At 37.9% G+C, this 22,412-nt stretch carries 23 protein-coding genes and 1 riboswitch; of the genes, 6 read left to right on the top strand and 17 right to left on the bottom strand.

Features of this window, described 5'->3' with window-relative positions:
- Nucleotides 1-96: 96 nt before the first annotated feature.
- The gene (locus AN161_RS00320; RefSeq protein ID WP_053592383.1) at nucleotides 97-780 is read right to left on the bottom strand and encodes a metal-dependent hydrolase; all 684 of its coding nucleotides are present in this window, start codon (nucleotides 778-780) and stop codon (nucleotides 97-99) included.
- A gap of 236 nt (nucleotides 781-1,016) precedes the next feature.
- On the opposite strand from AN161_RS00320, the gene AN161_RS00315 reads away from it, so the two are divergent.
- Nucleotides 1,017-2,105 carry a Xaa-Pro peptidase family protein gene (locus AN161_RS00315; protein WP_053592382.1) on the top strand — a complete coding sequence of 363 codons (1,089 nt, stop codon included), beginning with the start codon at nucleotides 1,017-1,019 and terminating at the stop codon, nucleotides 2,103-2,105.
- A gap of 298 nt (nucleotides 2,106-2,403) precedes the next feature.
- Here the strand turns inward: AN161_RS00315 and ltrA are convergent, their stop codons facing one another.
- The 5 genes from ltrA to ald form a co-directional block, all read right to left on the bottom strand.
- A complete protein-coding gene (gene ltrA, locus AN161_RS00310) occupies nucleotides 2,404-3,666 on the bottom strand; it encodes a group II intron reverse transcriptase/maturase (RefSeq protein ID WP_053592381.1) in 1,263 nt (420 codons plus the stop codon).
- Nucleotides 3,667-4,265: 599 nt separating this feature from the next.
- Complete coding sequence (locus tag AN161_RS00305) at nucleotides 4,266-5,450, bottom strand: amidohydrolase (protein WP_053592380.1); 1,185 nt, start codon at nucleotides 5,448-5,450, stop codon at nucleotides 4,266-4,268.
- A 49-nt stretch (nucleotides 5,451-5,499) separates the two neighbouring features.
- The gene (locus tag AN161_RS29315; protein WP_158002940.1) at nucleotides 5,500-5,670 is read right to left on the bottom strand and encodes a hypothetical protein; all 171 of its coding nucleotides are present in this window, start codon (nucleotides 5,668-5,670) and stop codon (nucleotides 5,500-5,502) included.
- A gap of 31 nt (nucleotides 5,671-5,701) precedes the next feature.
- On the bottom strand, nucleotides 5,702-7,225 hold the full coding sequence (locus AN161_RS00300; protein WP_053592379.1) for an AbgT family transporter: 1,524 nt from the start codon (nucleotides 7,223-7,225) through the stop codon (nucleotides 5,702-5,704).
- A gap of 211 nt (nucleotides 7,226-7,436) precedes the next feature.
- Complete coding sequence (ald, locus tag AN161_RS00295; protein WP_053592378.1) at nucleotides 7,437-8,552, bottom strand: alanine dehydrogenase; 1,116 nt, start codon at nucleotides 8,550-8,552, stop codon at nucleotides 7,437-7,439.
- Nucleotides 8,553-9,016: 464 nt separating this feature from the next.
- Between ald and AN161_RS00290 the strand changes: the two genes are divergently transcribed.
- Entirely contained in the window at nucleotides 9,017-9,466 is a 450-nt protein-coding gene (locus AN161_RS00290; protein ID WP_053592377.1) for a universal stress protein, read from the top strand.
- A 339-nt stretch (nucleotides 9,467-9,805) separates the two neighbouring features.
- Here the strand turns inward: AN161_RS00290 and AN161_RS00285 are convergent, their stop codons facing one another.
- From AN161_RS00285 to sppA, 5 genes are all read right to left on the bottom strand, one after another.
- Nucleotides 9,806-10,735, bottom strand: a complete 930-nt coding sequence (locus AN161_RS00285) for a class I SAM-dependent methyltransferase (RefSeq protein ID WP_053592376.1) — start codon at nucleotides 10,733-10,735, stop codon at nucleotides 9,806-9,808.
- An 89-nt stretch (nucleotides 10,736-10,824) separates the two neighbouring features.
- On the bottom strand, nucleotides 10,825-11,328 hold the full coding sequence (gene tpx / locus AN161_RS00280) for a thiol peroxidase (RefSeq protein WP_053592375.1): 504 nt from the start codon (nucleotides 11,326-11,328) through the stop codon (nucleotides 10,825-10,827).
- A 74-nt stretch (nucleotides 11,329-11,402) separates the two neighbouring features.
- Complete coding sequence (locus tag AN161_RS29310; RefSeq protein WP_158002939.1) at nucleotides 11,403-11,576, bottom strand: hypothetical protein; 174 nt, start codon at nucleotides 11,574-11,576, stop codon at nucleotides 11,403-11,405.
- Between the two features lie 150 nt (nucleotides 11,577-11,726).
- On the bottom strand, nucleotides 11,727-12,344 hold the full coding sequence (locus AN161_RS00275; protein ID WP_053592374.1) for an RDD family protein: 618 nt from the start codon (nucleotides 12,342-12,344) through the stop codon (nucleotides 11,727-11,729).
- Between the two features lie 12 nt (nucleotides 12,345-12,356).
- Nucleotides 12,357-13,370, bottom strand: coding sequence for a signal peptide peptidase SppA (gene sppA / locus AN161_RS00270; RefSeq protein ID WP_053592373.1), 1,014 nt, complete (start codon nucleotides 13,368-13,370; stop codon nucleotides 12,357-12,359).
- A gap of 131 nt (nucleotides 13,371-13,501) precedes the next feature.
- Here sppA and AN161_RS29305 point away from each other — a divergent pair, with 131 nt between their 5' ends.
- A complete protein-coding gene (locus AN161_RS29305) occupies nucleotides 13,502-13,645 on the top strand; it encodes a hypothetical protein (protein ID WP_158002938.1) in 144 nt (47 codons plus the stop codon).
- Between the two features lie 225 nt (nucleotides 13,646-13,870).
- Here the strand turns inward: AN161_RS29305 and AN161_RS00265 are convergent, their stop codons facing one another.
- Nucleotides 13,871-15,460 (bottom strand): acyl--CoA ligase, encoded by a 1,590-nt coding sequence (locus AN161_RS00265; protein WP_053592372.1) that lies wholly within the window; start codon nucleotides 15,458-15,460, stop codon nucleotides 13,871-13,873.
- Nucleotides 15,461-15,649: 189 nt separating this feature from the next.
- Nucleotides 15,650-15,748: riboswitch (TPP riboswitch) on the top strand.
- Between the two features lie 88 nt (nucleotides 15,749-15,836).
- Between AN161_RS00265 and thiM the strand changes: the two genes are divergently transcribed.
- From thiM to thiE, 3 genes are read left to right on the top strand one after another with little or no spacing between them, the layout of a single operon-like run.
- Complete coding sequence (gene thiM / locus AN161_RS00260) at nucleotides 15,837-16,592, top strand: hydroxyethylthiazole kinase (RefSeq protein ID WP_053592371.1); 756 nt, start codon at nucleotides 15,837-15,839, stop codon at nucleotides 16,590-16,592.
- Complete coding sequence (gene thiD, locus AN161_RS00255) at nucleotides 16,592-17,416, top strand: bifunctional hydroxymethylpyrimidine kinase/phosphomethylpyrimidine kinase (RefSeq protein ID WP_053592477.1); 825 nt, start codon at nucleotides 16,592-16,594, stop codon at nucleotides 17,414-17,416. The genes thiM and thiD overlap by 1 nt, the downstream gene beginning before the upstream one ends.
- Nucleotides 17,406-18,044 carry a thiamine phosphate synthase gene (thiE, locus tag AN161_RS00250; RefSeq protein ID WP_053592370.1) on the top strand — a complete coding sequence of 213 codons (639 nt, stop codon included), beginning with the start codon at nucleotides 17,406-17,408 and terminating at the stop codon, nucleotides 18,042-18,044. The genes thiD and thiE overlap by 11 nt, the downstream gene beginning before the upstream one ends.
- A gap of 118 nt (nucleotides 18,045-18,162) precedes the next feature.
- Here the strand turns inward: thiE and AN161_RS00245 are convergent, their stop codons facing one another.
- The 5 genes from AN161_RS00245 to AN161_RS00225 form a co-directional block, all read right to left on the bottom strand.
- Nucleotides 18,163-18,381, bottom strand: a complete 219-nt coding sequence (locus AN161_RS00245) for an alpha/beta-type small acid-soluble spore protein (RefSeq protein WP_053592369.1) — start codon at nucleotides 18,379-18,381, stop codon at nucleotides 18,163-18,165.
- A 152-nt stretch (nucleotides 18,382-18,533) separates the two neighbouring features.
- Nucleotides 18,534-19,742 carry a tRNA uracil 4-sulfurtransferase ThiI gene (thiI, locus tag AN161_RS00240; RefSeq protein WP_053592368.1) on the bottom strand — a complete coding sequence of 403 codons (1,209 nt, stop codon included), beginning with the start codon at nucleotides 19,740-19,742 and terminating at the stop codon, nucleotides 18,534-18,536.
- 2 nt (nucleotides 19,743-19,744) lie between these two features.
- Entirely contained in the window at nucleotides 19,745-20,899 is a 1,155-nt protein-coding gene (locus AN161_RS00235; protein ID WP_053592367.1) for a cysteine desulfurase family protein, read from the bottom strand.
- A gap of 342 nt (nucleotides 20,900-21,241) precedes the next feature.
- The gene (locus AN161_RS00230) at nucleotides 21,242-21,745 is read right to left on the bottom strand and encodes a hypothetical protein (RefSeq protein ID WP_053592366.1); all 504 of its coding nucleotides are present in this window, start codon (nucleotides 21,743-21,745) and stop codon (nucleotides 21,242-21,244) included.
- Between the two features lie 14 nt (nucleotides 21,746-21,759).
- Nucleotides 21,760-22,412 (bottom strand): hypothetical protein (locus AN161_RS00225; protein ID WP_158002937.1); only part of this gene is annotated, 653 nt, incomplete at its 5' end.

The following is a 22,412-nucleotide window of genomic DNA, read 5'->3' as shown; positions in this document are numbered from 1 at the left end:
AAAATATTTAATATAAAGTGATGAATTTGTTCAACTTTTCCCATCGTTTCAACTACGCACGTGGTGTCAATACATATAGTACAGCAGTGTCAATGATTAGGAACAGTTTACTTTTTCACCCGCTTTTAAAATTTGAACCTCTGAATTTTGCACTAAATCTGCAAAATTTTGTGGATTCTGCTCGATTGGAGGGAATGTATTGTAATGTACTGGTACGACAATTTTCGGCTTCAAAAATGAGACTGCACAAGCAGCGTCTTCTGGGCCCATTGTGAAATTGTCACCAATTGGTAAAAACGCAATATCAATAGGATGGCGTTCTCCAATTAATTTCATATCACTAAACAAAGCTGTATCTCCTGCATGATAGATTGTTAATCCTTCGATAAATAATAAAATTCCAGCCGGCATTCCCATATAAATGATTTCATTATTTTCAGTTACATATGACGAACCGTGGAAGGCTTGAGTAAATTTCACTTTACCAAAATCAAATTCCTTGGCCCCGCCTATATGCATTGGATGCGCTTTCACTCCTTGCCAAGAAATCCAATTAGCTAGCTCATTTGGTGCAATGACAAGCGCATCTTTTTTCTTTGCAAGCTCCACTGTATCCCCAACATGATCATTATGTCCATGTGTAAGTAAAATAATATCTGGTGCTTCATCAGCAACCTTCAAATCTGTTTGCCCATTCCCATTAATGAATGGATCAATCAATATTGTTTTTCCATTTGATTGAATTTTGACAACTGAATGACCATGATAACTAATTTCCATATAAGTTTCCTCCCAGCAGTACATATTGTGCTACATCATTTTTATTCGCTACCCATGCGATTTTTCCCTTTTTTTGATATGCTTGTACAGAGAATAATAGATTCTTTCCCAACAGAGCTATACCTAGTCCTTGTTAGGAAACAATTTTTCATTCGATTGAAGCCCATGCCGGGTAGGCTATAAATTTAGCTAAGCACGTGAAAATTTTTTCAATGCTATAAGAGGAGGAACTGTTTATGTCAAAGGTTGAAGAAATTCAAAACTATTTACAACAAAACCAAATTGATGCCGCTTTCGTAACAACACCAGACAATGTTTTTTATGTTTCAGGCTTTAAAAGTAATCCACATGAGAGATTACTAGGTGTGGTAATTTTTAAAGAGGCGGAACCTTTTTTAATTTGCCCACAAATGGAAATCCCAGATGCGAAGGATGCAGGTTGGCCTTATGAAGTCATTGGTCACCAAGATACTGAAAATTCAATGGAAGTTCTTGCACAAGCAATAAAGGCTCGTAATGTTAACCCACAAACTTTTGCCATTGAAAAAGCTCACCTCATTGTAGAGCGTTTAGAAGCTCTACAACAATCGTTCCCGCAGGCAAACTTTGTCCGTCTAGACGAAAAAATCAATGCTATGCGAGTAATTAAAGATGAAAATGAATTAGAAAAATTACGTAAAGCTGCTGAACTAGCTGATTATGCTATTGAAATTGGCTGTAAAGAAATCGCTGAAGGCAAAACAGAAATGGAAATCTTAACAGCGATAGAAAATGCTATTCAAGATAAAGGCTGCAAAATGTCCTTTGAGACAATGGTATTAAGTGGTCCAAAAACAGCCTCTCCACACGGTACACCAGGTGCTCGCAAAATCGAAAAAGGCGATATGGTATTATTCGATCTTGGCGTAATTTACGACGGTTATTGCTCTGACATTACGCGTACGGTTGCCTATGGTGAACCTAGTGAGGCACAAAAGGAAATCTACAACACGGTACTATCTGCTAACACAAATGCAATTGCAGCAGTAAAACCAGGTGTTCGTGCAATGGATTTAGATAAAATTGCTCGTGATACTATTTCTGAAGCAGGCTATGGTGAATATTTCACACATCGACTCGGTCATGGACTCGGCATTTCTGTACATGAATTCCCATCTGTTACAGGTGCAAATGAAATGACTATGGAGGAAGGCATGGTCTTCACAATTGAGCCAGGTATCTATAAATCTGATGTGACAGGCGTCCGTATTGAGGATGATGTAGTAGTAACTAAAGACGGAGTAGAAGTACTAACAAAATTCCCGAAAGATTTAATTGTACTGTAATTGAAAATATTTACTCAAGTAAAGTGAACTTTAATCAGTGGGGATTTTCTTCATCCTCCACTGATTATTAGTCTTCACCAGTCTAGCTTTTACGGGCAGTTAATCTCCACCTTAGTACAGATTAAATTACTGCCCGTTAATGCAGGATCGAGTAGGAGGGAGTGATTAACTCCCGACCTCTCCAACCACCGTACGTACGGATCCGTATACGGCGGTTCAATTANATCGAGTAGGAGGGAGTGATTAACTCCCGACCTCTCCAACCACCGTACGTACGGATCCGTATACGGCGGTTCAATTAAGATGAATAACGCAAGATTTCATAACGAGCTTGCAGACTTTTGAGCCCTTGGTTACTCCAATAAGAGTTACCAAGGGTTCTGTGTAATATTGGACTTTTCGAAATACGCCAGTAACTCTTGCGAGTATTGCCCCATTCGTAAGCCTTCCAGTCTGGAACTCCTAAGCGAATGAGGTTGCGCACTTTCGTACGAGGTTTCTTCCAATCCTTCCATAAGCACATGCGAAGTCTTCTTCTAATCCATCCATCCAGTGATTCAAATATTGATTTCGTATCCGCTAATGCAAAGTAGCCACACCACCCAATTAAGTATTGATTCAATTGTTGAATTCGGTACTCCATTGGAAATGGCTTCTTTCTAGCTGTTAATTCCCGAATTTTGTTCTTCATTCGCTTTATGCTCTCTTTCGCAATTCGAACTTGTGGTTCTTTGCGGGAGGTAAAGCTAAATCCTAGGAATTTACGTTGCCAAGGACGAGCCACTGCGGATTTCTTCTCATTTATTTTCAATCGTAGCGTCTTCTCAATAAAAGTTTTGATACTTGCCATCACTCGTTCTCCTGCTCGTTTTGTTTTCACATAAATATTGCAGTCATCGGCGTAACGGACAAATTTATGACCACGTTTCTCTAATTCTTTGTCTAATTCATCCAGTACAATGTTTGAGAGAAGTGGGCTCAGTGGTCCCCCTTGGGGTGTTCCTTCATCTGTATCATAAACGACACCATTTATCATGACACCCGATTGTAAGTATCTACGAATCAGCTTGAGTAGAGGTTTATCAGAAATTTTCTTTGCTAATGTACTCATTAGACGGTCATGGTTTACTTTGTCGAAGAATTTCTCTAAGTCCATATCTACTACCCAGCGGTATCCTTCTTTTATATAGCCTTTGGCTTCTCGGATTGCATCGTGAGCACTTCGTTTTGGTCGAAATCCGTAACTATGATTCGAGAAGTTTGGGTCGTATAGGTTGGATAGCACTTGGGCAATCGCCTGTTGAATGAGTCGGTCTGTCACGGTTGGGATTCCTAATAGTCGCACACCGCCGTCAGGTTTCGGGATTTCGATTCTGCGAACTGGTTGTGGTTGGTAGGTTCCCTCAAGAATTTGTTTCTTAATCGTTAGCCAGTTTTCGACTACATGCTGTCGTAGGAATTTTACGGGCATTTTGTCTACTCCATGACTCCCTTTGTTTCGTTCCACCCGTTTGAGTGCGAGAAGCAGATTCTCCCGTGATAATATTTGATTCATTAACATCTCGTTCGACTCCTCCGTGAATAGCTTGTCTTCTTATAACAGTTTCTACTGCACCCGCTCAATGTCCCTCATGGGATTCACCATTACCTCCATTAAGTCGGTCCTTCTGGATTTTCTGTGTTTATCATAGAAAACTGCATGCCAAGGGCTATTCTCTCCGAATTGTTCGGTCCTTCCCATTCATTCTAGAAGTGAATGGTACTATGACCTCTGCTGACTTCTGATGGTTCAGCTACCTATCGCTAAGTAGGTTACAAAGTGTACTTTGCGTTTCCATCAGACCTCCCCGGGTAAGCGCATGCACTTTCACACCATCTATCCGCCTCATTTACTCGATATGACCTTGAAAGGACTTTGTGTTGTTATGCACACTCATCCAATCATACCTAGCCTTATATGAGATTCGTGTTCCTCGGACCGGTGTTTTGCCTCCAGCTTCCTTCAGATTCCGCGTCGCCACGGACACCCTTGCTCTTGGCTAACCTCTACTTCTGTCTTCGAGGTTTGGGACTTGCACCCTATAGTTCATACGCATGCCGGGCGCACATAAAAAGGAAGCACCATTATAGCAGTGGTGCTTCCTTTCGTTATGTCATTTATTATTTTTCCAAATAATCAAGAGTTGCCTGTCCTAAAACATTTGCAGCAATGCGAAGCGAGCGTTCGTCAATATCAAATTTGGGATGGTGATGAGGATATACTTCCGTCCAAGAAGGGTTTTGTGCACCTACAAAGAAGAATGCACCTGGTTTTTCTTCTAAATAGTAAGCAAAATCTTCTCCACCCATCGTAGGATCGACAATTTCAACAGCTTCGACAATAGATACCTTTTTGGCTGCCTCGATAACATGCTCAGTTTCTGCTGGATGATTCACAACAGGTGGATAGCCTCTACGGTATTCATATTCATACTCAGCCTTTGTTAAATAGCAAGTAGCTATTAGTACTTCTTCAATTTCTTGTTCAAGGAGATCACGCTCTTCGTTATGGAATGTACGAACCGTTCCTTTCATATACACTTTATCTGCTATAACATTAAATGGGTTGAGTGCTTCAATATGTCCAATTGACACTACAGCTGGGCGTAGTGGATTTACTCGGCGTGCTACAAGCTGTTGTAAATTCGTAATAAATTGTGCAGCTAGTACAATCGAATCTTTCGTTTCATTTGGTGTAGAGCCATGCCCACCCTTCCCTTTGATTGTAATATCAATAGAATCTGCCGCAGCCATCAATGGTCCAGATGCAATTTGCACTTTACCAAGTTCTGCAGGAGCCCATAAATGCGTTCCGAAAATAACATCGACACCTTCTAGACAGCCATCCTCAATCATAGACTTTGCTCCACCCGGCGCTATTTCTTCTGCGTGTTGATGGATGAAAACAATCGTTCCTGCTAAATCTGCTTGCATTTTGTTTAATGCCTTCGCTAATACAAGTAGTGTTGCTGTATGACCATCATGCCCACAAGCGTGCATTCGACCCTTGATTTTAGATTGGAATGGTAGCCCTGTCTCTTCCGTAATTGCTAATGCATCGAAATCTGCTCGAAGTGCCACTGTTTTACCTGGTTTACCCCCAATAAGCTTTGCGACAACTCCATTACCCCCTACGCCTTCTCGCACCTCATGTCCTAATGCACGATGAAACGCAGCAATTGTTTTAGGGGTTTCTACCTCTTCAAAAGAAAGCTCTGGATTTTCATGAAAATGACGACGCAGTGTAATCATTTCCTCCTCAAATTGTTCAAGTAATGTTGAAAGTTGTACATGTTGTGTAGTCATTCAAACCCCTCCTATTATTATCAATTATGCCTCGGCATAATTGCGTCACTCAGTCGTGTGTTGTTGCTGTCGTTTCGCTTTCGCACAGATAAATTACCACAGAACATGGCGTTCTTAGATTGAGTTCCTCTATTTCAGCAAATGTCTTTTGTACCGAAAGCGTAGCGACAGGTACAGGTGTTTGAACACCCGCTGATGAGTAACTTAAATCCGCATTCATCTCACCACCTATAGTGGTGGGATTCTTCTGCTTAATGAAGATAAATGTAATCTCCTGGTCCAAGTGGTAATCCCAATAAGAACCAAATGGCGAATAATATAATCCAACCAATCGCGAAGAATATAGTATATGGGAATAACGCTGAAATTAGTGTTCCGATACCGATATTTTTATCGTAACGTCTTGCAAATGCTAATAAAATAGCAAAATATGCAAGCATCGGTGTAATAGGATTTGTAATCGAATCTCCTACCCGATACGCTACTTGTGTAACTGCTGGTGAATAATCAAGATACATAAACATCGGTACAAAAATCGGTGCTAATAATGCCCATTTTGCAGAGGCACTCGCAATCAGTAAATTAACGAATGCACAAATGATAACAAACCCGATAATCATTGGTAAACCTGTGAAATTTAATGCCTGTAAAAATTCTGCTCCTTTAATCGCAACAATTGAGCCAATATTACTCCAGTTGAAGTACGCAATCATTTGTGAAGCAACAAATGCAAGTACGATAAACGATGACATATCTGCAATTGATTTAAATATTTTTTCTGCTACGTCCTTGTCACTCTTCACCTCTTTTGCTGCAATACCATATGCCAACGCTGGTAATAGGAAAAAGAACAGCATAATTGGTACAATACCTGTCATAAATGGTGAATTTAAAAAGCCCCCTGTTTCAGGATCTCGTAGTAGACCGTTTGATGGTATAACTGTATATGCAATAATCGCAGAATATATAATAGCAACAATCGCTGCCCACCTTAAACCACGCATCTCTAGCGGTGTCAATGGTTCGAGTACGCTAATTTCTCCTTTATAATCGCCAAAGCGGGGTTCTGTAAACTTTTTTGTCACCCATGTACCGATAAATATTAAAAGAAATGTTGAAGCAATTAAGAAATAATAGTTCATTGTAGCGCGACCTGTATAATCTGGATCTACAATATGAGCAGCTGATTCTGTAATACCTAATAATAATACATCGAGTGAACTAATTAATAAGTTTGCACTAAAGCCACCAGCAACAGCCGCATACGTCACAATTAAACCTGCTAGAGGGTTACGTCCTACACTCATAAAAATAAGTGCTGCCACTGGAGGTAAAATAATGAAAGCCGCATCTGCAGCCAAATTGCCCACTAAACCTGTTAAAATAATCACTGGTACAATCAATTTTTGTGGTGCGCTCATAACAGTCTTTTTCATAATCGCAGAAATCAGACCTGTCTGTTCCGCCAAACCAATTCCAATCATTGATACAATAACTAAGCCAAGTGGCGGAAATCCTGTGAAATTACTTTGCATTTGTGTAACGATTAAAATTAAGCCCTCTCGACTCAATAAATTAACGACCTCTATCGTTTCATTCGTTCCTGGTTTTACAGCCGAAACACCCATTGCATCTAATACCCAAGAAAAGACGAGTACTAATAATGCCATAATAACAAATAATGTAATCGGATCTGGCAGTTTATTACCAGTACGTTCAATTATGTCGAGCATCTTATTGACAAACGATTTTTTTTGAGTTTTTTCATGTTGCATATATTTCATCCTCTTTACTTTCAATAATTCACCTAAAATAGCAACTAATTAAAATATTCTGTTTTTTATGTACCAAAAGATTCACTATAAGTCCTTTTAAAAAAGTTGTTTATATAAAGGGGATGAAATCTATTAGTATTGGAATATTATATTGAAATGCTAGAATAATAATGAGGGAGCGTATCAAATTGAACTGCTCCCTTATTTTCATTTATTGAATTAACTCATCAACATTTACATATGGCAGACCTTGAGAATCTGCAACAGCCTTGTAAACTAGATGACCATCTATAGTATTAACACCTTTTTTCAGTGCAGCGTTTTCACCACATGCTTGTCTATAACCCTTATTTGCAATTTGAAGTGCATAAGGAATTGTATTATTTGTTAAAGCAATTGTTGATGTACGTGGTACAGCCCCTGGCATATTCGCTACTGCATAATGCACAACTCCATGTTTTACATAAGTTGGGTCATCATGTGTCGTCACACGATCGGATGTCGCAAAAATACCGCCTTGGTCAATGGCAATATCAACAACTACTGAGCCTGGTTGCATTGACTGAATCATTTCCTCAGAAACAAGTTTTGGTGCTTTAGCGCCAGGAATTAAAACGGCTCCGACTACTAAATCTGAGTTTTTCACTGATTCTGCAATATTATAAGGATTGGACATTAATGTTTGAACATCACGACCAAACAGATCCTCTAATTGACGTAAACGCTCTGGACTTAAATCGATGACCGTTACATCTGCACCCATTCCGACAGCTATTTTCGCCGCATTTGTTCCAGCAATACCGCCACCGATAACAGTTACTTTACCACGTGGTACACCTGATACGCCGCCCAGTAAAATACCTTTACCTTCATGATTTTTCTCTAAGAATTGAGCACCAATCTGCGTTGCCATTTTACCTGCAACCTCACTCATTGGTGTTAAAAGCGGTAAAGAACCATTTGCTAATTGCACTGTCTCATAAGCAATGCCTACAACTCTTTTATTTAAAAGTGCCTGTGTTAATTCAAGCTCTGGCGCTAAATGTAAATAAGTAAATAAGATTTGACCTTCATAGAAGTAATCGTATTCTGATGCTACGGGTTCCTTTACTTTCATGATCATTTCTTGCGCCCATGCCTCTTTTGCTGTCTCAACAATATGAGCACCTGCTGCAAGGTAGTCTGCATTTGTAAAGCTTGAGCCCAAACCTGCTCCAGTTTCAATGTACACCTCATGGCCTGCATGTGTTAATGTGACAACCCCTGCTGGTGTCATAGCTACACGATTTTCGTTGTTTTTAATCTCTTTTGGAATACCAATCTTCATCTTCCCTATCCCCTTCCATTACCTAAAAAAATAAGCATCATTTTGTTACACACACTTCGATGTATTGATGCACCCCTTGCATTTCCATATTACCAAACATAAACAAAAAATGCTTTAATTAAAATAATAATAGATAAAATTCACAATATTCTAATAATGTAAAATAATAAAAGTGGATGAACATAGTAAATCAACACATCTAATTTTTAATATTTTGTTTAAGTCAACGTGTAACGATTCCTATGAAAACATTGATGCGCGCTACTGCAAAGCGCCACATATGTAATGAAATATGCTTCTGGTAGTAATACTTATTTTGCGAATTTAAGGAGGTGTAATCGTTAAGGAAAAATTGAAATCACTGTAAATGTCTTCACTTTTTCACATTTTTTCTTTCGGAAAGTATTTCCTTTAGAAAATCATTTGGTATAATCAACATATACAAATCAGGGAGGTAATTTCAAATGGCTAATCAATATAAAAGCATTGTAGTTGCAGTAGACGGTTCTAAGGAAGCAGAATACGCTTTCCGTAAATCGATTGACGTTGCAAAACGTAACGAAGGTGCTGTATTAAATCTAGTAAATGTTATTGACACTCGTTCATTCGCTGCAATCGAAGCATATGACCGTTCAATTGCTGAGCGTGCTCAAGCATTCTCTGAAGAACTATTAAATGGTTACAAAAAACAAGCTGAAGAAGAAGGCTTAGCAAACGTTAACCTTGTAATTGAATACGGCTCACCAAAAAATATCATTACAAAAGAGCTTTCTAAAATCGTAGACGCAGACTTAATCATCTGTGGTGCAACTGGTCTAAATGCAGTAGAACGCTTCCTAATCGGTTCAGTTTCTGAAGCAATTGTACGCTCAGCTAAATGTGACGTACTTGTTATCCGTACACCTGAAATTTAATTTTGCATTACATAAAAGGTATCCAATTTCGGATACCTTTTTCATATTGTTGAAAAAACTATTATGTCAATGAGATTAAAGGGTCGTAAAACGAAGTGTCAGCGGCAACGCAGCGGAGGAAGCGGCTCGTCGCTCGCCCGCAGGAAAACGAGTAGCCCGTAGCGGAAATCAGACTTCTAATTAATTAGGATGGATAAAAAATGGTTAATCAACATACCTGATTTTTTATAGCACAATTAAAAAAATTCACATCAGAAAAGCGCAAGAAATCAACGTTTCTAAAATTGATTTCTTGCGCTTTTTAAGGTTTTGACCAATTATGTCTCAGCCTCTTTTTACTTATTTCTCTTCTTGCCACATCTTCACTTTGTCAAAGAACATAGCAAGAGCTTGTTTATTTTGCATATTTGGCACTTTTGCTAACAACACCTCTTTAGGTGCCTTGAAATCCTTACTTTGCTTTTGTAAAATGACAATGCTCTTTTCAAGGGCTTTATTAGCGAACATTGTATCTGGCAATTGAATAATTGCTTGAATCCAAGCATGCTTTTGAATGTATTTATGCAGTTGTTTCGACTGCTCAGAATCAAAGAGATGGGTTGGTGCTAGGAAAAATAAGTAGCCTCCATCCTTCGTATAGTTAATGGACTGCTCAATAAATAAGTGGTGTGCATAACTCATTCCTTCTGAAGCGCATAGTTCATACTCTAACGCAACATCTTCATTCGGATAATATCCGACTGGCAGATCACAAACAATAGCATCAACAGGATTTACTAATAGATTTTGTAAAGCATCTTGGCGATATAATGAAACCGGTTGCTCCGTCAAATCAGCAGTAGCAGCCGCTAATCGAATAAGTAGCTCATCAACCTCCACACCTGTTGCTTCTATTTTCCCATCTAATAAATTCATAACTGTTAGTAGTAAATTCCCTGTACCTACTGCAGGATCCAAAATAGAAATTTTTTCTGTTTCTAGACGATCTGCAAATATTTGCTCCACAAAATAACCAACTAATAACCCAAGAGTATCCGGTGTCATTTGGTGATTCGGCTGAGAGCCTTTTCGCATCCCCTTTAAAACAGCAATTTGAATTGCTTTGCGCACATCTTCCTTCGTAGCACCGTCTTGTGAAAAATTAACTTCCCCATCCAACCATGCCTCTAAGCCATCTAAAATACCCTCTAGCAATGTAGTATTATGTTCTTTTTCTGTCTTTTCAGCATGTTCATTTAGCATACCAAATAACTTCTCGATATTTTCCATACATAACTTCCTTTCACGCAGAAAAGAGCCGTGACAAAAACTTGTCACAGCCCCTTTGTCTAGTAATATCTTAGCCTAAAATCAATAAATTATGCTAGTGATTTGACAGCTGCAATTGCCGCTTCATAGTTTGGATGGTCTGTTGCCTCAGGAACATATTCCACATATGTCACTTTGTCATTTGCATCTACAACAAATACTGCACGTGTTAGAAGACGTAATTCTTGGATGTAGACACCGTATGCTTCACCAAATGACAGGTCACGGTGATCTGAAACTGTTTGAACAGCATCAATCCCCGCTGCACCACACCAACGTTTTTGAGCAAATGGAAGGTCAACAGATACCGTATAGATAACTACATTATCACCTAAGCTTGCTGCCGCTTCATTAAAACGACGTGTTTGCGCATCGCATACGCCAGTATCCAATGATGGTACAACACTAAATAAACGAATTTTCCCCTTTGACTCTTTTAATGTAACAGGTGACAGGTCATTCGCTAATACAGTGAAATCTGGTGCTTGGTCTCCAACCTTTACTTCGTTACCTACAAGTGTTACTGGGCCATTTTTAAATGTTACTTGTGCCATATAAACGCCTCCTAATTATCATATGTACATAATATTACTAAATGTAGGGAATTAATTGCAACTGAGACAGCTTATCAAAAACGGTTTTGAAAAATTCTTTTCGCACCTGTGCAACCTTGTTTGCTTAGGGCTGCACCATTTTCCAGGATCATCACCATAACGTGTGGTTGATTTCCGACTGGACGTTTTGTTGCTGACGCTTCGCTTTCGCACAGAGCAGAGCTTCCTGGGGGCGTCCGATGAGCCAATTTGCTTGACGCTGATCCCCAAGAAGTCGCCCAGTCGGAACGAAGATCAAACTATATACATGGCATACATTTTCTAACTAGCTATCCATCAATTACTGTTTTATCACAAAAACAAAGAGCTGTCTCACTATAACGAGACAGCTCTAACCATTATTCTTCGTTTTTTTCCTCATGCTTTTTAGGTTCAGGTTTTTCCTCTAGAGGTGCAGCTTCAGAATTTTCCTCTTTAATTGGCAAAGATGGTTGCATAATATCTTTTTCAATATAAACTTTTTCATGAACAACTGTTGTATCCGCAAAAAAATCATGTAGACCTTGATTGTTCGGTAAAATACCTACAAGAATATAAAGTGGTATAAAAATGTTGTTTATGATACGCCCTATCCAATCACGGAATAACACATCTGACCAAGTCAGCTTCTCATGTTTTAATGAAATAACACGTAATCCAAATATCATTTTCCCTAATGTTTGACCAAAAAATTTCGTCATTAATACGAAATAGCTGTAATAGAGAATAGCAGATATAATCGACATTGGTGCATACCACACTGTTTCAGATAATGACCAATCCATTAGATAAAAAATTGGATTAACGAGAACCCCGCCTACTGCTGTAATAATTAATCCATCCAATAAAAATGCCCAAAAACGTATCCAAAAGCCTGCTGTTTTTAATGCATAATTTTTATTCGTAATTGGCTTATCAATTAGGAGAGCATTCTCCATAGAGGGTGAACTTTGCATAACAATTTCATTGTTTGTCATTGTACTCCCTCCTTAGTATTCGCCATATAGGTACATCATTTTTGGTGCTTTATAATCCGCCATAATTTTCATCAGCATTTTTTCTTCAGCAGATGGACCAAACATTGATCCAATCTTCATACCCACATACGATTGCCAGCCACCCACATCATATGAATACTCAAATAATTCTGCGTCCTCTAAACCAAAGTCTTCACGCAATGCAGTAACTGTTGCTTCTTCATCACCAATTGCATCAGTTAAGCCTGCTTCAAGAGCCTTTGTACCACTAAGGATTCGACCATCTGCAACTTTTTTTACATCAGCTTCAGACATATTACGTCCATTTTCAACAATATTAACGAACTCCTCATATGTTTCATTAATCATATCTTGCATCATAGCACGCTCTTCTGCTGTCACTTCACGCATTGGACTAAGCATATCCTTATGTTCACCAGATTTAAACGTTTCATATTTAAAACCAACTTTTTCAGCAAGCGCCTGATAATTAATGGATTGCATAATGACACCAATCGAACCTGTAATTGTATCACGTTGCGCAAATATTTTATCTGCAGGTGCTGAAATGTAATAACCACCTGAAGCTGCCATAGAATCCATAGAAACATAGATTGGAATTTGTCGCTCTTCTTTAATTTTTAAAAGCTTTTTATATATTTCTGCTGATTCCTTTACACCGCCACCTGGTGAATTAACACTTAAGACGATACCTTGCACAGACTTATCATTTAAAATATTGTCTAATTGATTTAAGAAAAATTGATGATCATACGTAACTGGTTGCCATAATGTACTTGATCCAATATCTTGAATCGTACCATCAACCTTTAAGTAAGCAATACGTTTATCCATATTGCCGTTTTCTTTAACCTTTTCCATTACCGCCAAATTGTTCCCATCCACTAAGCTATCAAAATTGCTAAAGAGATTCGATTTAAATATTGCAAAAATGGTGTTGATCCCCAAGGAAAATACTAATAATACACCTGCAATTATTAAAGCAGCCCACCTTTTAACATTCATGTCTTTCCGCCTCCTCATAACGTTATACGATTGACATTTTAATTTGTTTCATTTTATTGCAATAATATGGCCCATCACTATAACATGGGGTTAATCCCCGTTCCGACTGGGCGCTCTCTTTGGGGCGTCCGATGAGCCGCTTGGGGCAACATTTATGTGCGAAAGCAAAGCGACAGCGACAAATGTTTTCTGTGCGACAGCCACAGAATGTTGGTCACGAAGTCATTATCACAGGCCGTGATGCTTTTAGTCTCCGTTTACCCGGCTCGCTCTAGAGTCTCATCTGACGCTAATCCACAGGGAATCGCCCAGCCTCTACTCCAATCAACTTATAGACATGTCATACGTTTTAATAAATGCCATCTCTAAATTTTGGTAATGAGCCAATTTATGCAACAGTTTTAACCTATTCAACCTATAATACATTACCTAATTTTATAAAAAAAATCAAAGTTCATAAAAAATAGGAACTTTGATTTTCGACATTATTTCCTAGGAAATTAATAATGACTGATATATTGAATTTTCTCTTGCTGACGCAATTCGACACGACGAATTTTACCTGATGTAGTCTTTGGTAGCTCTGTTACAAACTCAATCGCACGAGGATATTTATAAGGTGCTGTTAAAGTTTTTACATGGTTTTGTAGTTTTTTAATAAGTGTTTCATTACCAATCACTCCATCATGAAGCACAACAAACGCCTTTACAATATTTCCACGAACCTCATCTGGACTTGCAACAACGGCAGTTTCTTTAACTGTTGGATGCTTCAATAATGCATCTTCTACTTCAAATGGACCTATCGTATAGCCAGACGATATAATGACATCATCTCCTCGTCCTTCAAACCAAAAATAGCCATCTTCATCTTTATATGCACGATCTCCGGTAATATACCAATCGCCTCTAAATTGTAAATTTGTACGTTCTGGATCATTCAAATATTTTTTAAATAACGCGGGTGTTTCACAATGTACAGCAATGTCTCCAACTTCTCCAATTGCAACAGGATTTCCAAAATCATTGATAATTTCAACTGTATTACCCGGAGTAGGTTTACCCATTGAACCCATTCTAGCCCCCATTCCTACCATTGTACCAACAAGTAATGTATTTTCTGTTTGTCCATAGCCATCTCGTACTTGTAAATTCAAGACCTCCGAAAATACTTTTATCACTTCGCTATTTAAAGGTTCACCCGCTGACACAGCCTGACGGATTGTACTTAAATTGAAATCTTGTAAATTTTCAAGCGCTGCCATAAATCGATATTCGGTTGGTGTACAGCACAGAATATTAATATTGAATTTTTCAAGCAGCCCAAGATATGTTGCCGCATCAAAGTTACCTTTGTAGACAAATGCTGTTGCACCGCTTCCTAATGTAGCGAGGAACGGACTCCAGATCCATTTTTGCCAGCCTGGAGCTGCTGTTGCCCATACAATGTCACCTTCTTGGACACCTAACCAATTCGGTGCAGTCGTTCTTAAGTGTGCATAACCCCAACTATGTGTATGTACGGCTGCCTTTGGATTGCCCGTAGTACCACTCGTATATGCTAAAAATGCAATGTCTGTACTCTTAGTTGGTGTAGAACTTATATAGGTTGTTGGTTGGCTTTGCATTTTTTCAAGCAACGGCTGCCAAGGTTCATGTGCATAACCAATGACAAATCGCTGTATGTTTTGTAAATTTTCCACATCATTAAATTGTTCAATATAAGGCTCAAATGCAACAACACCTTTTGCATTAGCATGATTGATTCGATATTCAATATCTTTAGTTCTCAGCATTTCTGAGCTTGGGATAATGGTTAAACCTGCCTTTAAGGCAGCAATATATACGATATACGCTTCAACTGACCTCGGCACCATGACTAAAATAACATCACCTTTTGTTAAACCTTGAGATGTAAGTACATGCGCTGCCTGATTCGCCTTTTCAAGTAAAGTAGCATATGTTATGTACTGAATTTCCTCGTCTTCGTTATAAACTATTAATGCATTTTTGGTAGAATCCTTTGCATATTTTTCAATTTCCTCTGAAATGTTATACCATTCTGGTGCAATTAAATCTTGTCTTTTCATGGCAAATGCCCCCTTTTGTTATGCTCATTATAAAACTCAATTTTCATCATTTTCAATGGAAGGTACTCTATTTTAATAAAGTCATGACAACTATCATGCTCTGCTATATGGCATCAGTCACGAATTGGTTCTAAAAAATCTCCCTATTGAACACGAATGAAAAATATGGTACATTTTGGTCAACTAAAAGAATGATTGCAGGGGGACTCACTTAGAGTTGAGAAGGTAAAACCTGACCCTTTGAACCTGTTAGTTAATACTGACGTAGGGAGCAAATCACATCTAATTACTGATGAAGGGCTCTTTTGCGTGTTTTTTTTGCACGAAAAAGAGCCTTTTTTGCACGCTTACGTCCATCCAACAAGGAGGACTTAGATTGATATTTCGTACTATTCGTAAAAAAAATCCACTTATTCACTGTATTACCAATTACGTCGTGGCTAATTTTCAAGCAAATGGCTTATTAGCAATAGGTGCTTCTCCAGTCATGGCTGATGACAGTCATGAGGTTGAAGAAATGGTCACGATTGCCTCAGGCTTATTGATAAATATAGGTACCCTTAATGAGCATATGAAAGAATCAATGTTACTTGCAGGAAAAAAAGCAAATGCTCTTGGCATTCCCATTATTTTAGATCCTGTTGCTGCAGGTGCAACAACTTACCGAAAACAGACGGTACGGCAATTACTGAAGGAAATTAAGTTTGCAGCAATTCGTTGTAATATTGGAGAGCTTGCGGCTATTGCCAATGTAGACTGGCAACAAAAAGGCGTAGATAGTGGTCATGGTTCAATTTCTTTAGAAATAGAGGCAAAGCAAATAGCTCAACTTAATAATTGTATTGTTATTGTGACCGGTGAAAAGGATTTTATTACTGATGGCGAACATCAGCAATGGATTACAGGTGGAAATCCTCAAATGACAGAAGTCACTGGAACAGGTTGCTTATTGAGTGCCATTTGTTGTGCCGCCTACGCCACAGGAAATAAACCCTTTACCCAATTGGTAGATACATTGTCGCTTTATAAAAAAGTGGCAGAACAAGCTGCTTCTTCCACTCAATACATTGGCGATTTTCAAATTGCAGTATTGAATGAACTACACCGGCTTTCCAAGGATGGTGTAGAATGATGCATATTGTAACGACAATTGCAGGTTCAGATAGTGGTGGTGGCGCAGGCATACAGGCTGATTTAAAAACGTTTCAGGAATTAAAGGTATTTGGAACGTCTGTTATTACAGCTTTGACTGCCCAGAACACACTTGGTGTATCGGATGTCCTACCAATTGAAGTTAGCTTCGTTGAGAAACAACTTAAAGCGCTAATCGAGGATTTTTCAATAAGTGCTGTTAAAACAGGAATGTTGTTTTCCTCCGAAATAATTCAATCAATTGCACATATTTTATCCGAAGTAAATATTCCGCTTATTGTTGATCCTGTCATGATTGCAAAAGGTGGCGAAAGCTTATTACAGCAAGAAGCAATTGATGCAATACGTAGTTATTTACTACCTTTAGCAACAATCGTAACACCGAACATACCTGAAGCCGAAACCCTTGCCGGAAAGAAAATCAATTCTTTAGCAGATATTAAAGAAGCAGCTCATGTCTTATTACAAATGGGGGTTCAATGTGTCATTATTAAAGGCGGTCATTTAGCAGATCAATATTATGCGATTGATTATGTATTTTTTCAAGACGGTCGGTCATTTTCCATGCAGTCCTCTCGTATCGCAACAAAAAATACACATGGTACAGGCTGTACGTTTTCCGCTGCATTAACCGCTTTTCTTGGCCGTGGGTTACCTATAGAAGAAGCGATTGAGGAAGCAAAAAAATTTATTCAATTAGCAATTACTCACGATTTATCTATTGGTAATGGTCATGGTCCAACAAATCATTTTGCCTATCAAAACTATAAGGACTCCTGTGAGGTGATCATTCATGAAACGTAACGATCTACAGTTATATTTTATTATGGGTACTGGTAATGTTTTAAATAAGAAGCCAATAACCGTTCTAGAGAAGGCTCTACAATCTGGTATTACTATGTTTCAATTCCGTGAAAAAGGACCAAATACACTAACTGGGCAAGCCTATGAAAATTTTGCACGAGAATGTCAAAAGCTCTGTCAACAGTATAATGTTCCGTTTATCGTCAACGATGATGTAGAGCTTGCTGTAAAACTTGGAGCGGAAGGTGTTCATATTGGACAAGAGGATTTACCTGTGTCGATGGTACGTGAAAAAATTGGCAACATGATTCTAGGTGTTTCTGTTCATTCACAAACTGAATTACAAACTGCTCTACAATATGGCGCTGACTATGTAGGAATTGGCCCTATTTTTTCAACCACTTCTAAAAACGACGCAAAACCACCTAGTGGAACTGAGTTCTTACAGCAAGTAAGGATACAATATCCCGAGCTCCCGATCGTTGCAATCGGAGGCATAAACTGCTTGAATGCACATACAGTATGTAAAGCAGGTGCGGATGGAATCGCTGTTATTTCTGCAATTTGCGAAAGTGAAGATATTTCAAATACAGTCTCTACATTTAAATCATTATTTACAGACAGTTAATCTCCTCGCTGAATTTCACTGCACATTAATACGGGATAAAAATTAAAAATCTAAACAAACTAAAACCAGTGCCTTTTACGGTCACTGGTTTTAAGTTTAATAAATGCTGATTAGGCAATTATTGGTTGTTGTTCGGCATACCTTTTAATTGAGATTCTGCCATTTGTACAAGACGTTTAGTGATTTCACCGCCAACGGAACCGTTAGCACGAGCTGAAGCGTCAGCTCCTAATTGAACACCAAATTCTTGTGCAATTTCGTATTTCATTTGATCAAGCGCTTGTTGTACTCCAGGTACTGCAAGCTGGTTTGAACTGCGGTTGTTGTTGTTTGCCATGTTTCTCACCTCCTTGTGAATATAGAATGTGCGTTATTAGATTTTTAATACAAAAATTTTATAGGTAAATTGTACCTACGAAGGAAGCAGACTAAAAAAAGCAGACTCAAAATGGACTTTTGAGTCTGCTCTTAAGAAATCGCAAGTTTCTTCTATAGAAGATCTGCAAATTTATCGGCTTCTTGTTCTTTTTTCGGGAAAATATAGACCTCTCGATTTTTCACAGCTCGTTCAATTAATTCATCAAAATCAGAGAAGCTTTCATAATGCTCAACCTTTTCAAGCTTTGGTTTTGTTTTTGGACTTGCTGGAGTGAAAATAGTACAGCAATCTTCAAATGGCTGGATAGACGTTTCATATGTGCCAATTTTCTCTGCAATATCGATAATTTCTAATTTATCTGAGGAGATTAATGGGCGTAAAATTGGTGTGTTGGTTACAGCATTAATAGCAGTTAAACTCTCCAGTGTTTGACTCGCTACTTGTCCAAGACTTTCACCTGTAACAATTGCTAGGGCATCAATTTCTTCACGTACTTTGTCAGCTACTTTTAGCATCATACGACGAGTTGTTGTCATAGAGACATTAGAAGGTACTTTTTCTTTAATAAGAACTTGGATTTCAGTGAAAGGAATGACGTGTAAACGTATACTAGCTCCAAATTTCGTTAATTCATTAGCAAGTACCTTTACTTTTTCCAATGAGTTTTGGCTTGTGTACGGTGGGCTAAAGAAATGAATCGCTTCTAAGCGCACTCCACGTTTCATCATTAAATAACCAGCGACAGGACTATCTATACCACCAGAAAGCATTAATAAAGATTTACCATTAGAGCCTACAGGCATTCCACCTGCACCCGCAATAACTTGTGCCATCATATATGTTGCATCATGACGCACCTCTACACGAAGTTCGATATCAGGCTTCTTCACCTTTACTGATAAATTTTGATATTGTGGTAATACATAACCACCAATTTCGCGCTGAATGGCATGTGATTCTAACGGAAATGTTTTATCTGTACGCTTTACTTCTACTTTAAAAGTAAGCTGCTCATTTTTAAATGTATCCATAATTGTTATGGCAAGTTTTTTCATGGCCTCGATGTCTTTTTCACATGCTGCCACTGGACTAAATGATTGGATACCAAAAATTTTAGGTAATCCTTTTAATAGCACGTCCATCTGTGTTTCATCTTGAATGGCGATAAACATACGATCGCGCTCTGTGCGAATGTGTAAGTGTCCTAAATCCGCAAACGCATGACGAATGTTTTCACGTAAGCGACGAATAAAATCCATTTTGTTGCGACCTTTTGTAGAAAGCTCACCATATCGAATTAAAATTTCTTTCCAAATCATTATTATAATTCTCCTTTAAGTTCCATCAATACTTCATCTAATACTTGTTTAAACTTTACTATATCTTCATCTGTTACATATGCGCCAAAGCTTAAGCGAATGACACCCTTTTTAAAATGCTCATCAAGATTAAGAGCTTCAACAACATGGCTTGTTTTTGTTTGTTTCGATGAACAAGCACTCGACGTTGATACAATAACATCGCGTTTTTGTAATGCATTGATAATGATTTCACCTTTTAAGTCGCGAATACTAAAAGATAAAATATGTGCCGCTCCTTGTGGCGTCGATAAAATATGCACTACATCACCATATCTACGTAATTGCGTGCATATTTCTTCATTCCATTGACGGTATTTTTTCGCACGATCATTCATCGTCTCCACTGCTATTCGTGCTGCTTTAGATAAGGCCACAGCTTGCGGGACAGCTACTGTTCCACTACGTAAACCAAACTCCTGCCCTCCACCAAGTGCATACGGTTGCCATTTCATTTTTTTTCGGAATGCTAGTACGCCTGTGCCTTTAAAGCCATGAATTTTGTGGCCAGAAATCGAAATACAGTCTGGACCCTCGTCATCGGTAAATGATATCGGTAACTTTCCAAAGCTTTGTACAGCATCAACGTGAAAAGCTGCACGACTCGATTCATGGATAATTTTCGCAGCTTCAAAAATTGGTTGGATAGCACCCATTTCATTATTTACATGCAGCATGCTTACTAAAATGGTATCCTTTCGCACTTTTGCACGAAGCTCTTCTAAAGAAATAACTCCATTCTTATCTACTTGTAAATATTCTACGTCAAAGCCCTCTAGTTCAAGCTGCTTAACGGACTCTAGAACAGATGGATGTTCAATTTCAGTTGTTAAAATATGATTTCCTTTATGTGTATTGCTACGTGCTAAACCAAATATAGCCGTGTTATTGGACTCAGTACCACCTGATGTAAATAGCACATTTTTTGCTTCTGTATGCAAAATATCTGCTACTTGCTCACGTGCACGCATTAATAATTCGTTTGATTCAACACCCATTGCATGAATGGAAGCAGGATTGCCATAATACTGCTCATTCACTACCATAAATGCTTGCATAACCTCTTTTAAAGGTTTTGTTGTTGCACTGTTGTCTAAATAGATTGTATTAACTCCCATTATATTCACACACTTTCAAAACGTTGATTTAACGGTATTTATCATAACGCAATCTGCAGCAATTGACCACTAACTTTAACAATTATTCTAAATTAATCACTTATTTGTTAGCTTTTAATGTGAAAACTACCCTTTATAGAGTGGCACCAAAGAATTTAACTATGAACGTAACGTGGGGTTGATTTCCGTTCCGACTGGGGGCGTTCGATGAGCCGCTTTTGTTGCTTCGCTTCGCTTTCGCACAGATAAAACATTGTTGCTGTCGCTTCGCTTTCGCACAGATAAAACATTGTTGCTGTCGCTTNACCTTGAAAGGCATTTAGCCAATCAAGGTTATAACAATTAATCATTAGTGATTATATAGCATACATTAAACAATATTTTTTTATTTTTTAAATCTTGAATAAAATTACTAAGTGATATAGTGCCTTGAATAATCTCATAATCACCACCCTGATATCTAGCTAAAAACATTAAGGTACTAGTTGGAGATTGTTTAACTAAAAATTCTAATATTACTTCAAACTCTTCTATATATTCCTTATGAATAATTAATGGAGTTAAGTTATAAATAACATCCTCATCGTCAATCCAAAAAGGTATAGGTAATTTTTCTGACTCTATTTCAAAATCAGAGGTACAAAGTAAAAATGCATTTTTTATCCCATCATCTTCTTTAACTAATGAATACCAAATCCCTTTTGTTTGACTCATAAATTTCCATGTACATTCTAATCTCAAAACCATTTTATCGTCCACTTCATTTATTACTTCTATAAAAGAGAGAAATGGAATTGGTAAGGGTTTATTTTGATTAACCACTAATATATTTACTTCAAATGACATAGTTATCACCTTTCTTACGGTAGAAAATCTTTTATATTCCAATTAGTATCAAACGAAGTCTTTCCATCTTTAGACATTACTCTGATTGTACCATCTGAACTTAGATGAATATCTGGATTATTACCCACCTTTTTCATAGAGTCTTTATACGGAGAGTTTTTATTGGTAAGGTCTTTAACTATATCCTGTTTCACTTGGTGGAACTCCCCTTTCTTCAAGTCAAACTTCCTCTCAATTTCTTTAGCTGAGTAGTTTTTAAAATCTTTACCGGTGCCCTTATTTCCCGTAATCTCCTTTTCTTTTTTTGCATGCTCTGCCTGACTTTCTATAATTTTTGCTCCATCTTTTGCTTTATCAGCCACTTTCGCAGGTTTATAGAATGTATAAAATGCAGCTTCAGCTCGTTCTTTCCATGTTGAGTCAGGACTTAACATTGTTTCAATATCTTCGAAAAAGAAATTAAATGTGGATTTTAATAGTTTCTTTTCATGATTTCTTTGTTCTTCTATAAATTTGTCTATTATTTCACGTTCTTTTTCTTTTTTAGTTTTACCTTTATTCTGAGGCACAGGACAGGAGCTTTCTAAATTTATATACTTTGATCCACCTTTTGGAATTACCACTTTTTGTCCAGTAATCATGTCTTTTCCAGTGGTCATTTCATATA

The sequence above is a fragment of the Lysinibacillus sp. FJAT-14222 genome (assembly GCF_001278875.1).
Lineage (GTDB): Bacteria > Bacillota > Bacilli > Bacillales_A > Planococcaceae > Lysinibacillus > Lysinibacillus agricola.
The sequence above is the reverse complement of the archived record's forward strand: the minus strand, read 5'-3'. Positions and strand labels throughout refer to the sequence as shown.